The sequence below is a fragment of the Herbaspirillum lusitanum genome (assembly GCF_026127345.1).
GTDB lineage: Bacteria > Pseudomonadota > Gammaproteobacteria > Burkholderiales > Burkholderiaceae_D > Herbaspirillum > Herbaspirillum lusitanum.
The window spans coordinates 55,558-72,081 of sequence record NZ_QXFG01000012.1; the positions used below are offsets into that span (position 1 = coordinate 55,558).

The window sequence follows — 16,524 nt, forward strand, 5'->3', positions numbered from 1 at the left end:
CGATACTAAGACAACCATCAAGCGCGACCGAAGAGCGCGCTACCTATACGGAGACATCATGACTTACCTCATTTCCGACGATTTCGTCGGCCAACAAAACGCACGCGCGCTCGCCCAACTGCAAGCCGACTACGACGCCCTTGGCGGCATGCTGCAACGGCGCGGCGGCGACATCGAAGCGCTCACCGCCCAGGCCGCCGCGTTTGCCGTCGCTTTGCCGAGCTGGGGCGTGGGTACCGGCGGCACACGCTTTGCACGCTTTCCCGGCGTAGGCGAACCGCGCAACGTGTTTGAGAAAATCGATGATTGCGCCACCATCAATCAACTGACTCGCGCCACGCCGGGCGTGTCGCTGCACTTCCCATGGGATCGCACCACCGACCCGCGGGCATTGAAAGAAATCGCCCATCAACGCGGCCTGCATTTCGACAGCGTCAATTCCAACACCTTCCAGAACGCGCCCGGACAGCCCCACAGCTACAAGTACGGCAGCCTGACCGCGCAAGACCCGGCAGTGCGCGCGCAAGCGGTGGCGCACAATATCGATTGCATCGAACTGGGCAATACGCTGGGATCGAAGGGCTTGACCGTCTGGCTCGGCGACGGCGCCAATTTCCCCGGCCAACACAATTTGCGCGGCGCACTGGAACGCTATCTGGAAAGCATGCGTTCCGTCTATGCCGCGCTGCCGTCGGACTGGCTGATGTACATCGAACACAAGCTGTTCGAACCGGCCTTCTACGCTACCACCATCGCCGACTGGGGCACCAGCTTCGCCTGCGCCACCGAACTCGGGCCGCAAGCAAAATGCCTGGTCGACCTCGGCCACCACGCGCCCAACACCAATATCGAAATGATCGTGGCGCGTCTGACCCAGTTCGGCAAGCTCGGCGGCTTCCATTTCAATGACAGCAAATACGGCGACGACGATCTGGACTCGGGCAGCATCAATCCCTTCCAACTGTTCCTGATCTTCAACGAGTTACGTGACGGCGCCGTGCGCGAGGGTGAGAATTTCAAGCCGGCGTACATGCTGGATCAATCGCACAACGTGACCGATCCGGTCGAAAGCCTGATGAGCAGCGCAGTGGAAGTGCAGCGTGCTTACATTCAGGCGGCATTGATTGATGCTGACGCCCTGGATCATCATCAGAAGAACAACGACGCCCTGATGGCGGCGCAAACGCTCAAGCAGGCGTTCCGCACCGACGTGGGTCCGATTCTGGCGATGGCGCGGATGCGCGCAGGCGGCGCCATCGACCCTGTGGCATGCTACCGCTCCAGCGGCTATCGCGACCACAAGCGCGAAGAACGACCGCCCGTGAGCGGGGCCAGCGGCAGCGGCATCGTCTGACGCAAAAACGCCGGCTCCCTGGCCGGCGTTTTTCATCTGCAATGGTGTTTTCTTCGCCCGAAAAAGTCCTGCATCATCTGAGCATGAACGACATCGCCGACAAACTGTTCAGCACGCGCACCACGAACTCCACCGACGGCGCGTCGAACTTCAGCGTCACCGCATCCACCCGCTCGACAATCGGCAACTGGCAGAACAGATCGGTCAGCGCCGGGGTCTGCACCTGGAGGCGGCAGGTGACCGGGACTTCGATGCGGTACTTTGGCATCTGGGTGGCGCGTGCGGCCTGTACGGCTTCTTGCGCGGTCTTTTCCAGCAAGGCGCAAGCCTGTTGCGGCGACAGTGAATCGCCGCTGTTGGCGCCATGCGCTTTCTTGATTTCGGCAAAGCGCGCCTGCGGGAACAAGGGCTGCGTCTCTTCGACGAAAGCATCGTCGCCGCTACCGAAAATCACAGGTACGCCGTATTCGCCGGCCAGCGCGCCGTAAATCCCTGCCTCACCCAATTCGGCGCCATTGAGCCACACGCGTGAAAACGCAAAGCTATTGATGGTGTGCGCCAGGATGCCGCCGGTCTGCGAGCGCGAGTGGTAACCGACCATCATGACGGCATCGATATCGCCCGCCACGCCGCCCATCATGCCCAGCACGCGCGGCTTGCCCAGTACGGTGCGTGCGGCGGGATGCAGCAGGTCCGGCAACAGGTTGCGGAAACTGCCGTGCGAATCGTTGACCACGATGTTGCCGGCGCCGCCCGCCAGCGCGCCGCGGATGACGGCATTGGCCTCTTCGGTCATCTGGCGTCGCGCACGTTCGTATTCGCCGTTGCCGGGACGCGTCTGCTCGGGATGGAATACCCCGGCAATGCCTTCGATGTCGACGGAAATCAGGATGTTCATACGGGCTCCATGGTGGCGAGGGTCTCCAGCAAATCGCTCAGCGAGCGGCGCTGGTGACCATCCCTGCCCTTGACCGCTTCGGCGGCGAACAAGGCGTTGAGGATGGCTTGCTCGGTGCTGTCGGCTACCGCGTAGAACAGTGGGTCGAGCAGGTTGTCGTGCAAGCAGGAAAAATGCAGCGCGGGCGAGGCCGCGTCAGCCAGGTGCGGCACCGTCTGCGCCGTGGAAAACGCCAGCGCGATATCGCCGCTGCCGTGGCCGTAGACCGAGCCGGTGCGCGCCAGGCCGACACCCGCGCGCCCGGCGAGGCGGCGCAACTGGCGCGCGTCGAGCGGCGCATCGGTGGCGATCAGCATGATGATGGAGCCCTTCTCTGGTTCGTCGAGCCGCTTCTGCAGGTATTTGAGCGTCTTGCCCAGCGGCTCGCCATCGACTACCAGATCGGGTAGCTTGCCGAAGTTGGCCAGCACCAGCGCGCCGACGGTGTATCCGGCGCTGCCGATGGCGATCTTGCGCGAAGCGCTGCCGATGCCGCCCTTCAGATCGTAACACGACATGCCGCGACCGGCGCCGACTGCGCCTTGCACCACCGCCCCGGATGCATTGTCGAGCGCTTGCCGGTAATGCTGTTCTTCCACCGCGAACGCCTGCATGTCGTTGAGGTAACCGTCATTGCACTCGAACACCAGCGGATTGACGCTGGGGAGGTTGCGGCCGATGCCGGGATTGTCGCGCACGGCGGCGCGCGTCTGGGCGGTGGCGACGGCGCCGACGGCAAAGGTGTTGGTCAGGGCGATCGGCGTTTCCAGCACGCCCAGTTCTTCAACCTGCATCAGGCCGACGCTTTTGCCGAAACCGTTGAAGGTCACCGCCGCTGCCGGGACTTTCTGGCGGAACAGATCCCCGCCATGCGGACGCACCACCGTGACGCCGGTCTGGGTCGCACCGTAGTTCAGCGTGCAATGGCCGACCGTCACGCCGGGTACGTCGGCGATGCTGTCGGCGGCGCCGGCAGGCAGGCGGCCGATGTGGGGAGGACGTTTCTTGCTCATGGAATTGCCGGCGAAAAATGCGCCGTTATTTTTGATCCAGCTTCGGATCGAGCGCATCGCGCAGGCCGTCGCCGAGCAGGTTGAACGCCAGCACCGTCAGGAAGATCGCCAGGCTGGGGAAGATCGCGATGTGCGGCGCCGTCATCATGTCGGCGCGCGCTTCATTGAGCATCGCACCCCACTCCGGCGTCGGCGGCTGCGCGCCCAGGCCGAGGAAGGACAAGCTGGCGGCGGTGATGATCGAGGTGCCGATACGCATCGTGAAATACACCACCACCGATGAGATCGTGCCGGGGAAGATGTGGCGCAAGATGATCGTCATGTCGTTGGCGCCGATGCTGCGCACTGCTTCGATGTAGGTCAGCTGCTTGAGCGACAGCGTATTGCCGCGCACCAGCCGGGCAAATGCCGGGATGCTGAAGATCGCCACCGCGATGATCACGTTGGTCATGCCGTTGCCGAGGATGGCGACGATGGCGATCGCCAGCAAAATGCCGGGAAACGCGAACAGCACGTCGCAGATGCGCATGATGACGCGGTCGGCCCAGCCTTCGTAGTAACCGGCCACCAGTCCCAGGAAAGTGCCGACGATGGCGCCCACCGCCACCGAAGAGAAACCCACCGCCAGCGACAACTGCGTGCCGACCAGGATGCGGCTGAAAATGTCATGCCCCAACGAATCGACGCCGAACCAGTGCGCCAGTGAAGGCCCGGCATTGAGCGCGTCGTAGTCGAAATAATTCTCGGCGTCGTACGGCGAGATGTACGGCGAAACGATCGCGATCACCACCAGGAACAAGACAAACGCGCCGGCCGCCAAGGCCAGCGGTTGCTTCCTGAACTTGCGCCAGAACTCGCTCCAGGGCGTGCGGATCGGTTTGGACGCGGTTGCAGTCATGGTATTTGCGGCAGGAGTAATGGAAGTCGACATGCGCTGCCTCACTTGTAACGGATGCTCGGATTGATGACGGCGTACAGCACGTCGACAACCAGATTGATGAAGATGAATTCCAGCGAGAACAAGAGGATCTCGGCCTGGATGATCGGATAGTCGCGCATCTCGACGGCGTCGATCAGCAAACGTCCCATGCCGGGCCAGTTGAAGACTTTTTCGACCACGATGGAGCCGCCCAGCAGGAAGCCGAACTGCAGGCCCATCATCGTCACCACCGGGATCAGCGCGTTGCGCAGGCAGTGCTTGGCGATCACGATGCGTTCGTTGAGACCCTTGGCGCGCGCGGTGCGGACGAAATCTTCCTTCATGATTTCGATGAACGAGGAGCGTGTGAAGCGCGCCATGATCGCCGCCACGCCGGCGCCCAGCGTCAGCGACGGCAACACGTAATGGCGCCAGCTGTCGGCGCCGACCGTCGGCAGCCAGCCAAGTTGTACCGAGAACACTTCCATCAGCACCATGCCCAGCGCAAACGGCGGGAACGAGATGCCGGACACCGCCAGCGTCATGCCGGCGCGGTCGGGCCATTCGTTGCGCCATACCGCCGAAAAGACGCCGATGAACAAACCGAAGATGACTGCCCAGACCATGCTGGTGACGGTCAGCCACAAGGTCGGCCAGAAGCGCTCCATGATTTCCTGGCTGACCGGCAACTTGCTGCGCAGCGAAGTGCCGAAGTCGCCGTGGGCGGCGTTCACGAAGAAGCGCACGAACTGCGTGTGGATGGGTTGATCGAGACCCAGATCGGCACGGATCAGCGCCACGGTCTGCTCGTCGGCCTCCGGCCCCGCCGCCAGCCGCGCCGGATCGCCGGGCAGCAAGTGGACGAACAGGAACACCATCACCGCGACCAGCAACAGGGTCGGGATCAGGCCCAGAAGACGTTTTAAAACATAAGAAAACATGGCGCGTCCTGCAACGATTCAACTACTTTGGGGAACAGCCGCGCGCATCGATTGCACGGGCGACTGCCGGGAATTCTGAAATGCGGTGCTGCATGAAGCGGTGATGCAAGCGCCGTCGTCCTGACTGACCGGAACGACGGCGCCCTTGCTGCGGCAGTGCTTACCTGTATTTACTTCAGTTCGATTTCATCGAAGTTGAACGACGCATCCGGCATCACGTACACGCCCTTGAGGTTCTTGCTGCGTGCGTACAGGACTTTTTCGGTCACCAGGAAGGCCCATGGCGCATCCTTCCAGATTTCGGTTTGAGCATCCTTGTACAGCGCCGCTTTTTGCGTACGATCGGTCACGGTCAATGCCTGGGCGATGTCGCTGTCGACCTTGTCGCTCTTGTAGTAAGCGGTGTTGTAGAGCTTCGGCGGGAAGGCTTCGGAAGCCAGCAGCGGACGCAGGCCCCAATCCGCCTCACCGGTCGACGACGACCAGCCGCTGTAGTACAGACGCACCGGCGCAGTGTCCGGATTCTGAGCAGTCTCGACCTTCTCTACGCGTTGACCGGCTTCCAGCGCCTGCACCTTGAGCTTGATCCCTACCTGCGCCAGTTGCTGTTGCAGGAACTGGATGATCTTCAGCGCGGTGGTGTGGGTGTAGGCCGACCACAGTTCGGTTTCAAAACCGTTCGGATAACCGGCTTCCGCCAGCAAGGCCTTGGCCTTTTTCACGTCATACGGCCATGGGCCGGTCTTGACCGCGTAGTCCACGCCCTGCGGCAACACGCCGTCCATCGGCGCGGCATAGCCGCTGAAGGCGACCTTGACCAATGCATCCTTGTTGATTGCGTAGTTGATGGCCTGGCGCACCTTAACGTTGTCGAATGGCTTTTGCTTGACGTTCATCGACATATAGCGCTGGATGATGGAAGGACCCGTCACGATGTCCAGTGCGCCCTTGCCCTTCAACAGCTCGGCCTGCTCATACGGCAGCGGGAAGGTGAAGTTCGCCTCGCCGGTCTGCATCATCGCCGAGCGCGAGTTGTTGTCGACCACCGGTTTCCAGATCACTTCGTCGACCTTCGGATAACCGGCCTTCCAGTAGCCGGAGAATTTCTCGGCCTTCATGTAGTCGGTCTGCTTCCATTCGACGAACTTGAACGGGCCGGTGCCGACCGGATGGAAGGCGATGTCCTTGTTGCCGTACTGCTTCAGCGCCGCAGGCGAGATCATCACCGCCGACGGATGCGCCAGCACGTTGATGAAGGCCGAGAACGGTTCCTTCAGCACGATCTTGACGGTGTAGTCGTTCAGCACTTCGGTACGGGCGACGCGATTGAACAGCACATAACGCTTGAGCTTGTTGTCCGGATTGGTGACGCGGTCCATCACGGCCTTGACGGCGTCCGCCTTGAAGGTGGTGCCGTCATGGAACTTCACGCCCTGGCGCAGGCGGATGGTGTATTCCAGGCCGTCCTTGCTGACCAGGTAGCCTTCGGCCAGCACGTTGACCAGCTTGAGGTCCTTGTCGAAAGCGAACAGGCCTTGGTAGAAGGACTTGGTCACGGCCAGCGACAGCGTATCGTTGGCATCGTACGGATCCATCGTGGTGAAGGTCGAGGCGACCGCGAGCGTGACGCTCTTGGCGGCCCAGGCGTGCACGGCGGCGAATTGCAACGTGGTGCCGATGGCGCCAAGAGCCAGCCATCGGATAGCAGTGGCGCCGCGACGGGAAAATTGAGTAGTCATGCTGTGGCTCCTGAATGTCTTGGTTAATGAAGGTGACAACAAATTAAAAAGCAGCGGAAATGCGATGTGCGGCAACAAAGTGGCCGGGGCCGACTTGCTTCAAAGGTTCGACCAGCGGATCGTCTCCGATGGCGCGAATGGGGCTCGGGATTTCATCATTCTGCAAACCTTTCTTCAGGTGGCGCAGCTCGGGATCGGCTACCGGCACGGCAGCCATGAGCTTGCGCGTGTAAGGATGCTGAGGGTTTTCAAAGATGGCGCGGCGCGGACCGATCTCGACGATCTGGCCCAGGTACATCACGGCGACGCGATGGCTGATGCGCTCCACCACCGCCATGTCGTGCGAGATGAAGATGAAGGAAATGCCCAGTTCAGCCTGCAGGTCCAGCATCAGGTTGACGATCTGCGCCTGGATCGAGACGTCCAGCGCCGATACCGATTCATCGGCGATGACGATCTTCGGATTCAGCGCCAGGGCGCGCGCGATGCAGATGCGCTGGCGCTGGCCGCCGGAAAATTCGTGCGGATAGCGTTGCGCATGTTCCGGCAGCAGGCCGACGCGCGTGAGCAGCGCATCGACGCGTTCCTGCGCGCCCTCTTTCATGCCCGCCGTCAACCCATGAACCAGCATCGGTTCCATGATGGAATAGCCGACCGTCAGGCGTGGATCAAGCGAGGCGAACGGGTCCTGGAAAATGAACTGGATGTCGCGGCGCAGCTCGCGCAATTCCGAGCGCGGCAATTCCGCCAGGTTGCGGCCGCCGAACTCGACTTTGCCGCCGCTGATCTCGACCAGGCGCAGCAGCGACCGGCCGGTGGTCGATTTGCCGCAACCGGATTCGCCGACGATGGCCAGCGTTTCGCCGGCATACAGATCGAAGCTGACGCGCTCGACCGCATGCACGCGTTGCTTGACGCGACCGAAGATGCCGCTCTTGACGTCGAAGCGCGTGGTCAGGTCGGTGACCTTGAGGATGGGCTGGCGCTGCCGGACAATTTCGGAGGCTGCCTGCAGTTCTTCGGCGATGGCGTCCGGCTTGGCTTCGGCGCTGGGTGCGATGCCGAAGCGAGAAGGCGTGTCGGTGCCCGTCATCGCGCCCAGGCGCGGCACGGCGGCCAGCAAGCTTTGCGTATAGGGATGCGCCGGCGCGGCGAAAATGCTGCGCACGTCATTCTCTTCGACCTTTTCGCCGCGGCACATGACCACGACGCGGTCGGCGATTTCCGCCACCACGCCCATGTCGTGGGTGATGAAGACCACCGCCATCTGCATTTCTTCCTGCAGCGAACGGATCAGTTGCAGGATCTGCGCCTGGATCGTCACGTCCAGCGCCGTGGTCGGCTCATCGGCGATCAGCAGCGAGGGCTTGCACGACAAGGCCATTGCGATCATCACGCGCTGGCGCATGCCGCCGGAGAGTTGGTGCGGATGACGACCAAGCACGCGCTTCGCTTCCGGGATGCGCACCATCTCCAGCATGCGCAATGCTTCCGCGCTTGCTTCGGAGCGGCTCTTGCGCTGATGCAGGCGGATCGATTCGGCGATCTGTTCGCCCACCGTGAAGACCGGATTGAGCGAGGTCATCGGCTCCTGGAAGATCATCGCAATCTCTGCGCCGCGGATGCTGCGCATGGTCGATTGCGGCGCCTTGACCAGGTCCAGCGTGCTGTTGCCGCCATTGTTGCGGCGCTGGAATTGCATGCCGCCGGAGACGATGCGGCCGCCGCCATGTTCGATCAGGCGCATGATGGCCAGCGACGACACCGACTTGCCGGAACCCGACTCGCCGACAATCGCCAGCGTCTCGCCCTTGTCGACATGGAAGGACAGACCGCGCACCGCTTCCACCGTGCGCTCCGAACCGGTGAAGGTGACACCGAGATTGTCGACGGTCAGCACGCGCTGTGCGCTTTTGCTGATGTCCGGGGTCGGTGATTGTTGATCGTGCATGGCCATTTTCTTGCGTCCTTCGCTACTGCTTATTTATAAATTGCCGTGACCGGCGTGTCGCCGCCACGGGCATAACCGCGATACATGCCTTCGGTGTTGAACGACAGTTCCAGGTTGCCTTGCGCATCGACGGCGATCAGGCCGCCGCGTCCTTCGTAGGCCGGCAGCACCTGCATGACCACCTGCTCCATGGCTTCCTGCAAGGTCGCGCCGGCATAGGCCATGCGCGCCGCCACGTCATAGGCGGCGACGGTGCGAATGAATACTTCGCCGGTGCCGGTCGCGGAAATCGCCGCAGTCGCGTTGGCCGCATAGCAGCCCGCGCCGATCAGCGGCGTGTCGCCGACGCGCCCGGCCTGTTTGTTGGTGATGCCGCCGGTCGAGGTCGCCGCAGCGACGTTGCCGTGCATGTCGAGCGCGACGGCGCCGACGGTGCCGAATTTGTTGTCCGGATCGATAGGGTCAACGGGAGCCGTCCCGTGCGCGGATTCCTTGAAGGTGAACGCCGCCGCATCGTGATCCAGCATCATGCCGCTCTGCCCGCGCACGCGCAGCCATTGCTGATGGCGCGCGTCGGTATGGAAATAGGTCGGATCGACGATCGCCAGGCCCTGCTGCCGCGCAAAGGCATCGGCGCCGCAACCGGCCAGCAAGACGTGCGCGCTGTTTTCCATCACGGCGCGCGCCGCCAGCACCGGATTGCGCACGCAGGTGATGTTGGCGACGGCGCCGGCCTTGAGCGTGGCCCCGTCCATGATGGCGGCGTCGAGTTCATGCGTGCCGGCGCGGGTATACACCGAGCCCTTGCCGGCGTTGAACAGCGGGCAGTCTTCCAGCAAGCGCACCGCTTCGCTGACGGCGTCGAGCGCCGAGCCGCCGGCGGTCAGCACCGCTTGCGCGGACTTCAGGATCGCGCGGAGTTCGCGATGATAGTTGGCTTCGTCGGCCGCGCTCAGCGCGCTGCGTGTGATGGTGCCGGCGCCGCCGTGGATGGCGATGACTGGGGTGTTCATGATTTCCTGTTCCTGATGGCGGACTTGCCGTTGGCGGTAGCGGTAGCGGTAGCGGTGGCGGCAGCCGTTCTTTTCGCCACGCGCACCGGCTCATGCTGCTCGGCCTGGTACAACCATGGCAAGACGAATTCGGTCATTTCCGATGCCGCCTGCACCGAGCGCTTGGCGCGATGGGCAACCGCATCGCACAGCGCCTGGATCAGCACCAGCGCGGCGGCGTCCGAGGTCGGGGACAGCTGCCGTTCGGTCTGCGAATAAATGGTCACGTCCGCCAACGGCACCAGCGGCGAATGCGGCAGGTCGGTGAAGGCGATCAGCTTGGCGCCCTTCTCGACCGCGCGGCGCGCCAGGCGCACCGTGTCGGTGGCGTAGCGTGGATAAGCCATGGCGATGACGACGTCGCGCTCGTCCAGCTTGAAGAACTGACGGCCGGTCTGCGACGGTCCACCCGGATGCACACCCGACAACACGGTGCGGCAGAACGGTTCCAGCGCATGCACCATGATGCCGGCCAGGAAAGCACTGGCGCCGAAGCCGACCACGAAGATGCGCTCGGCTTTCAGGATCATCTCGACGGCCTGGTCGCAATGCCCGGGCACCAGGCTTTGGAGCGTGGCTTCAATATTACGGATGTCGTTGCTGAGCGCGGCGGACATGATCTCGACGCTGGTCGCGCTCTTCTGTACTTCGTGGCGCATCTTTTCCACCGGCGCCAGCGACGAGGCGAAGTCGGCCACCAGCGCATTGCGAAACGGCGCATAGCCGTCGAAACCCAGCGCATGCGCAAAACGATTGGCGGTCGCCAGCGAAATCCCGGCCGCCTCCGACAACTCGTCGATGGTCATGGTGGCGGCGCGAAAGGTGTTGGCCAGCACGTAATCGGCGGTCTTGCGATGCGCCTTCGACAGATTCGGATACAACTTGCCCAGGACGCGCGCCACGGCGCCGCCGCCTTGCAAGGATGTGATCTTTGAGTTGTACATGTGACGTTGGTCGGGGCCGTGATCGGAATTGTGGAAACGCTGAAAAATGTAAATATATTTTCATTATTTTCAAAAGTAAAGAAAATATCCTTTCAAAAATGAAAGTAAAAATCCTTGCACCTTTAGCGCGCGCAGATGCACCGCGATAGCGAGGAAATCAGGGGAAATCCGGCCGCACCGCACCAAAGCGGAAAGGCGGGGACGCGACGAACCAAGACCCGCGCCCCTACTCGCGGCGTCGAAAATGGACGTGCATCGACCGCCGCGAAAACGCGGCGATACGACGCCGTCATGCTGCAATGAAGCAGAACGGGAGCAACTCAGGCCGACATAAACCGGCAATGACGGGAAATGGCGTCAGGAATGCGCCAAGGCGACGCGACGCAGTTTTTCAGCGCGGCACGACTTCGCGCAATTCGATCAGGTTGCCGAACGGGTCGGCAGTATAGATACGGATGAAGCCGGGAATCGGCGCGTCTTCCTGCACCGGGAAGCCGCCCTCTTTCAGCGTCGCCATCATCGGCGCCAGCGTATCGACGATCAGACCGGGATGCGCATTCAGCGCCGGCTGGAAATCATTGTCGACGCCAAGATGCAGTTGCAGCACGCCGCACTGGAACCACAGGCCGCCGCGCGCCTGCAAGGCAGCCGGCTTGGGTAGCTCCGGCATGCCGAGGATGCCGCCGAAGAAGCGCCGCGCGGCGTCTTCGCCGCCGGCGGGCATGGCGAGCTGGATATGATCGATGGCGGTGACTGGCATGGAAATCCTCTTTGCTGGCGGCAGGCTGGCCGCGTAAATAGTCTGCGAGGATTCTATCCCTTCGCCGCAAGCGCCGCTGGCGACGCCGCAAACGCTGCCGGATTGCCTGCTGGCTTAATCGCTGCGGCTTTGAGAGAATGACGGCCATGAACATCCGTTTCCTCGAAACCTTCGTCTGGCTGGCCAAGCTGAAAAATTTCCGCCTGACTGCCGAACGCCTGCACACCACGCAAGCTGCAGTGTCGAGCCGCATCGCCACGCTGGAACAGGATTTCGGCGTGCGCCTGTTCGATCGCGGCGCACGTGAAGTCACGCTGACCACCGACGGCAGCAAGGCGCTGGTGTATGCCGAGCGCATGGTCAAGCTGATGCGCGAGATGAAGGACGACATGTCCGACAAACAGGTCTACGCCGGCGTGATCCGCATCGGCGTGATCGAATCGATCGTGCACAGCTGGTTCCCGGATTTCCTCGGGCGCGTCCACAAGATGTTCCCGCGCCTGCAGATCGAGATCGCCAGCGACACCACCATCCACCTGCGCGAACAGTTCAGCAAGGGCAACCTCGATATCGTGCTGCAGGCCGAGCCGGTGCCCGGCACCCACATCACCAACATCAACCTGTGCGAATTCCCGATGCGCTGGGTCGGTAGTCCCAAGCTCAACATCGGCAGCGAAACACTGAGCCTGTCCGACCTGGCGACCTTTCCCATCATCAGCTTCGCGCGCAACTCGGGCCCGCATGCGGTGATCGAGCGGCTGTTCTCCGGCAGCGAACGCGGCGCGCTACATGTCAATTGCATCGCCTCGGTCGCCACCATGATCCGGCTGGTCACCGATGGTTTCGGCGTGGCGGCGGTGCCGCCGGCCATCATCCAGCGCGAGCTCAACGAAGAAATCCTGCACACGCTGCGGGTCGACGTCGAGTTCCCGGCGCTGGTGATGCTGGCCTGTTTCCGTTCCGACAACGAGAACCCGCTGACCGAAACCGTGGCCCGCATCGCCCAGGAAACCGCCGCCGACTTCGCACTCAATTGGGGACAGGAAATCGCGCGGCTGCCATCGCAGGCACAGTAGCAATCATCCCCAAGTCAGCGCCGGCAAGGCCTGCACGCGTTTTGCATCGCAGCACCACAAGGGCGCAACGGCCCACCCATTTTTGCTCATAAGATTTTCCAATCATCTGCACCAACAATTTCTTGTTGGACAGCCATGGCGCCGCTGCCCATACTGAATTCACACAAGATCGTTCATGGCGCCGGATGCACATGCCGGCGCAAAAGCAAACGACGGATTTCCGCCAGACATTTTCCAGCTACGATTTCACCGAGACATTTTCAATGTCCTGCATGTTCTCGTGCTGTGAGAATGAAGCGACCGCTCAATCAATCTCAAAAGCAGGAGAAGGCAAGCATGACCTCGACATCGGCAACATCCCCGACAGGGAATTCCATCTACACGCCCGGCGCGCTGGACATGGAAGTCACCTACAAGAAAATCGCCTGGCGATTGATCCCGTTCCTGGTCTTCCTGTTCGTGCTGGCCTGGATCGACCGCGTCAACGTCGGCTTCGCCAAGCTGCAGATGCTGCAGGACCTGCAATTCTCGGAAGCGATCTACGGCCTCGGCGCCGGCATCTTCTTCATCGGCTACTTCCTGTTTGAAGTGCCGAGCAACCTGCTGCTGGAAAAAATCGGCGCGCGCAAGACGCTGGCGCGCATCACAATCCTGTGGGGCCTGGCCTCGATGGCGATGGCCTATGTCACCACGCCGACTTCGTTCTATATCCTGCGATTCATGCTGGGCGTGTTCGAAGCCGGCTTCTTCCCCGGCGTCGTGCTGTACCTGACCTACTGGTTCCCGGCCCAGCGCCGCGCCCGCGTCAACGGCCTGTTCATGACCTCGTTTGCGATTGCCGGCGCTGTCGGCGGTCCGATCGCGGGCACCATCATGAGCCAGATGGAAGGCGTCGGCCATCTCGCCAACTGGCAATGGCTGTTCATCCTGGAAGGCATCCCTTCGTTGATCGCCGGCGTCTTCGTGCTGCTGTACCTGCCGGAAAAACCAGCCAACGCCAAATGGCTCTCCGCCGCCGAGCAGCAAGCCGTCACGCAGGCGCTGGTTGCCGAAAATACATCCGCCAGCAAGCATCTGTCATTCAAGGACGCCTGCAGCAACTATCGCGTCTGGCTGTGCGCCGCCGTGTACTTCTGCGTGGTCAGCGGCAACGCCACCATCGCCTTCTGGACGCCATCGATCATCAAGGAAATCGGCGTCAAGGGTAATTTGCAGATCGGCCTGATCTCCGCCATTCCGTTCATCGCCGGTACGCTGGCCATGATCTGGAACGGCATCCACTCCGACAAGACCGGCGAGCGCCGCATGCATAGCGCCATCGCCACGCTGATCGCCAGCGTCGGCCTGATCCTGACCGGTCTCACTTTGGGCAATGCCGTCATGGCGCTGTGCGCACTGACGCTCGCCGCCATCGGCATCCTGGCTGCCTTCCCGGTGTTCTGGTCGATCCCTGCCGCGTTCCTGGCAGGCACCGCGGCTGCCGGCGGCATCGCGCTGATCAATTCGATCGGCAACCTGGCCGGCTTCGTCGCCCCTTACATGATCGGCGCGCTGAAGACCAGCACCGGCTCCTTGTCCTCCGGCCTGTATTTCGTGGCCGCGCTGGAATTCCTGGCGAGCTTCCTGGTGGTGGTATTCGTCAAGAAGTCGCAGGCCTGACTATTTCCGAGTTGTCCCTGCGCCGCCATTCTGTTCCTGCATTTCTGCCCCGGCGGCGCACCCCTTTATTCATGTTATTCACGTACCTGAAGCAGCCTTATGAAACTCTCTTTCCACACTGACGCAGCAACCCTCAATGTCGACATCGGCAATCTGATCATCGCCGGCTGGGCCGGTCGCGACCTGGCCGCCATCGAGCATCACATCGAAGAACTCGCGGCGCTGGGCATTCCACGCCCGAGCGCAGTGCCGCTGTATTACCGCGTGGCCAGCAACCAGCTCACGCAATCGGCGACGGTGCAGGTGCTCGGCGGCGAATCGTCGGGCGAAGTCGAGACCTTCGTCTTCAACGCCGGCGGCGAACTGTACGTCAGCATCGCCTCCGACCACACCGACCGCAAGCTGGAAGCCCACAGCGTCGCATTCTCCAAGCAAGCCTGCATCAAACCCGTGGCCGCGGCCGCCTGGAAACTGGCCGACGTCGCCGCCTACTGGGATGAGCTGGTGATCCGTTCCTGGATCAAGGAAGACGGCAAGGACGTGCTGTACCAGGAAGGCACGCTGGCCAGCCTGCGCACGCCGCAAGACCTGATCGCCGGCTTCACGGGCGGCAAGGACATCCTGCCCGAAGGCAGCGGCATGACCTGCGGCACGGTCGGCGCCATCGGCGGCATCCGTCCGGCGACTTCGTTCACGATGGAGTTGTTCGACCCGCGTCGCCAGCGTTCGCTGCGCCACGCTTACGACGCGGAAATCCTTGCCGAAGTTGCTTAGTTATTGCATAGCCATTTCCTGATCACTTCTACTTTTGACGCCATGATCCCCAGCCTGCATCAACACAGCGAAGACCTGCGCAGCGGCCGCAGCAGCTCGCTCGAACTGACCGAACGCGCCCTCGACCTCGCCGCCGCAACCGACGGCGAAGGCGCGCGCGTCTTCACGCGGCTTTACGCCGAGAGTGCCCGCGCCGCCGCCAGCGCCTCCGACACGCTGCGTGCAGCGGGCCTGACGCGCTCGCCCATCGACGGCTTGCCGGTCTCCATCAAGGACTTGTTCGACGTCGCGGGCGAAACCACGTTGGCCGGCTCGGTCGCCTTGCGCGGCTATCCGGCGGCGACCGAGAGCGCCGTGGTGGTGCAGCGCCTGATCGCCGCCGGCGCGGTGATCGTCGGTCGCACCAACATGACTGAATTCGCCTACTCCGGCCTGGGCATCAATCCGCATTACGGCACACCGCGCAATCCGTGGCAGCGCGACGTTGGTGGTGGTCGTATCCCCGGCGGCTCGTCGTCGGGTGCGGCGATTTCGGTGACGGACGGCATGGCGGTGGCCGGCATCGGTTCCGACACCGGCGGTTCGATCCGGATTCCGGCGGCGCTGTGCGGCCTCACCGGTTTCAAGCCGACCGCGCGCCGGGTCTCCATGCAAGGCGTGTTGCCGTTGTCCGAATACCTCGATTCGATCGGCGCGATGGCGCCGACGGTGACGTGCTGCGCCAAGATGGATGCGGTGCTGGCCGGCGAAACCTATGTCGCCCCGGTCGCGCATCCGCTGCGCGGCCTGCGCTTGCTGATGCCGACCAACGTGGTGCTGGACGGCATCGATGAACAGGTTGCGTCCGCCCTGCAAACGGCGCTGTCGCGCCTGTCGGCAGCCGGCGCCGTGATCGTCGAGAGCAAGATCGACGCCTTCAGCGAACTGGCCTCGATCAACGCCAAGGGCGGCTTCACCGCCGCCGAAGCCTGGACCTGGCACAGCAAGCTGATCGCCGAGCGCGAAGCGGCCTACGACCAGCGCGTAGTGTCGCGCATCAAGCGCGGCAAGGACATGAGCGCCGCCGACCTGCTCGACGTCATCCACAGCCGCCGCCGCTGGATCGCCGCAGTGGAACGGCAGCTGGCCGGCTTCGACGCCATGATCATGCCGACCGTGCCCATCGTCGCGCCCAAGATCGCCGACCTGCAAGCCAGCGACGACGCCTACTATGCCGCCAACGGCTTGATCCTGCGCAATCCGACCATGATCAATTTCCTCGACGGCTGCGCGATTTCGCTGCCCTGCCATGCATCCGGGAATGCACCGGTGGGACTGAGCCTCGCAGCGCCGGGCGGCCACGATCATCGACTGCTGTCGATGGCGCTGGCGGTGGAAGCGGCGCTCAAGAATTGAACCTGCGGAA

General features: G+C 62.7%; 14 protein-coding genes. 5 read left to right on the top strand and 9 right to left on the bottom strand.

The annotated features are described in order from the left end of the window. Positions 1 to 58: 58 nt before the first annotated feature. Positions 59 to 1,354 carry an L-rhamnose catabolism isomerase gene (gene rhaI / locus DXT88_RS17850; protein WP_016835500.1) on the top strand — a complete coding sequence of 432 codons (1,296 nt, stop codon included), beginning with the start codon at positions 59 to 61 and terminating at the stop codon, positions 1,352 to 1,354. A gap of 73 nt (positions 1,355 to 1,427) precedes the next feature. On the opposite strand, the gene DXT88_RS17855 is transcribed toward rhaI, so the two are convergent. The 9 genes from DXT88_RS17855 to DXT88_RS17895 all read right to left on the bottom strand — a co-directional run bounded on the left by DXT88_RS17855 (position 1,428) and on the right by DXT88_RS17895 (position 11,610). Next, positions 1,428 to 2,252 carry a M55 family metallopeptidase gene (locus tag DXT88_RS17855; protein ID WP_265215433.1) on the bottom strand — a complete coding sequence of 275 codons (825 nt, stop codon included), beginning with the start codon at positions 2,250 to 2,252 and terminating at the stop codon, positions 1,428 to 1,430. Beyond that, entirely contained in the window at positions 2,249 to 3,304 is a 1,056-nt protein-coding gene (locus DXT88_RS17860; RefSeq protein ID WP_265215434.1) for a DmpA family aminopeptidase, read from the bottom strand. Before DXT88_RS17860 ends, DXT88_RS17855 begins: the two co-directional genes overlap by 4 nt. 25 nt (positions 3,305 to 3,329) lie before the next feature. Beyond that, positions 3,330 to 4,235, bottom strand: coding sequence for a glutathione ABC transporter permease GsiD (gsiD, locus tag DXT88_RS17865; protein ID WP_265215435.1), 906 nt, complete (start codon positions 4,233 to 4,235; stop codon positions 3,330 to 3,332). Between the two features lie 8 nt (positions 4,236 to 4,243). Beyond that, positions 4,244 to 5,164: a glutathione ABC transporter permease GsiC gene (gsiC, locus tag DXT88_RS17870; RefSeq protein ID WP_265215436.1), complete on the bottom strand. Its 921-nt coding sequence runs from the start codon at positions 5,162 to 5,164 to the stop codon at positions 4,244 to 4,246. A gap of 170 nt (positions 5,165 to 5,334) precedes the next feature. Then, positions 5,335 to 6,903 carry a glutathione ABC transporter substrate-binding protein GsiB gene (gene gsiB / locus DXT88_RS17875; RefSeq protein WP_265215437.1) on the bottom strand — a complete coding sequence of 523 codons (1,569 nt, stop codon included), beginning with the start codon at positions 6,901 to 6,903 and terminating at the stop codon, positions 5,335 to 5,337. A gap of 43 nt (positions 6,904 to 6,946) precedes the next feature. After that, on the bottom strand, positions 6,947 to 8,860 hold the full coding sequence (locus DXT88_RS17880) for a dipeptide ABC transporter ATP-binding protein (RefSeq protein ID WP_016835506.1): 1,914 nt from the start codon (positions 8,858 to 8,860) through the stop codon (positions 6,947 to 6,949). A 23-nt stretch (positions 8,861 to 8,883) separates the two neighbouring features. Next, positions 8,884 to 9,867, bottom strand: a complete 984-nt coding sequence (locus tag DXT88_RS17885; RefSeq protein WP_265215438.1) for an isoaspartyl peptidase/L-asparaginase family protein — start codon at positions 9,865 to 9,867, stop codon at positions 8,884 to 8,886. Beyond that, positions 9,864 to 10,850 (bottom strand): MurR/RpiR family transcriptional regulator, encoded by a 987-nt coding sequence (locus DXT88_RS17890; RefSeq protein WP_265215439.1) that lies wholly within the window; start codon positions 10,848 to 10,850, stop codon positions 9,864 to 9,866. The genes DXT88_RS17885 and DXT88_RS17890 overlap by 4 nt, the downstream gene beginning before the upstream one ends. A 391-nt stretch (positions 10,851 to 11,241) precedes the next feature. Beyond that, positions 11,242 to 11,610 (bottom strand): VOC family protein, encoded by a 369-nt coding sequence (locus tag DXT88_RS17895; protein WP_265215440.1) that lies wholly within the window; start codon positions 11,608 to 11,610, stop codon positions 11,242 to 11,244. Between the two features lie 146 nt (positions 11,611 to 11,756). Between DXT88_RS17895 and DXT88_RS17900 the strand changes: the two genes are divergently transcribed. The 4 genes from DXT88_RS17900 (at position 11,757) to DXT88_RS17915 (ending at position 16,514) form a co-directional block, all read left to right on the top strand. Continuing rightward, positions 11,757 to 12,686, top strand: a complete 930-nt coding sequence (locus tag DXT88_RS17900; RefSeq protein WP_029363776.1) for a LysR family transcriptional regulator — start codon at positions 11,757 to 11,759, stop codon at positions 12,684 to 12,686. 399 nt (positions 12,687 to 13,085) lie between these two features. Continuing rightward, positions 13,086 to 14,345 (top strand): MFS transporter, encoded by a 1,260-nt coding sequence (locus DXT88_RS17905; protein WP_016835511.1) that lies wholly within the window; start codon positions 13,086 to 13,088, stop codon positions 14,343 to 14,345. A 99-nt stretch (positions 14,346 to 14,444) separates the two neighbouring features. Further along, positions 14,445 to 15,119, top strand: a complete 675-nt coding sequence (locus DXT88_RS17910) for a DUF2848 domain-containing protein (RefSeq protein WP_016835512.1) — start codon at positions 14,445 to 14,447, stop codon at positions 15,117 to 15,119. A gap of 42 nt (positions 15,120 to 15,161) precedes the next feature. Next, positions 15,162 to 16,514: an amidase gene (locus DXT88_RS17915; protein ID WP_265215441.1), complete on the top strand. Its 1,353-nt coding sequence runs from the start codon at positions 15,162 to 15,164 to the stop codon at positions 16,512 to 16,514. Positions 16,515 to 16,524 lie beyond the last annotated feature (10 nt).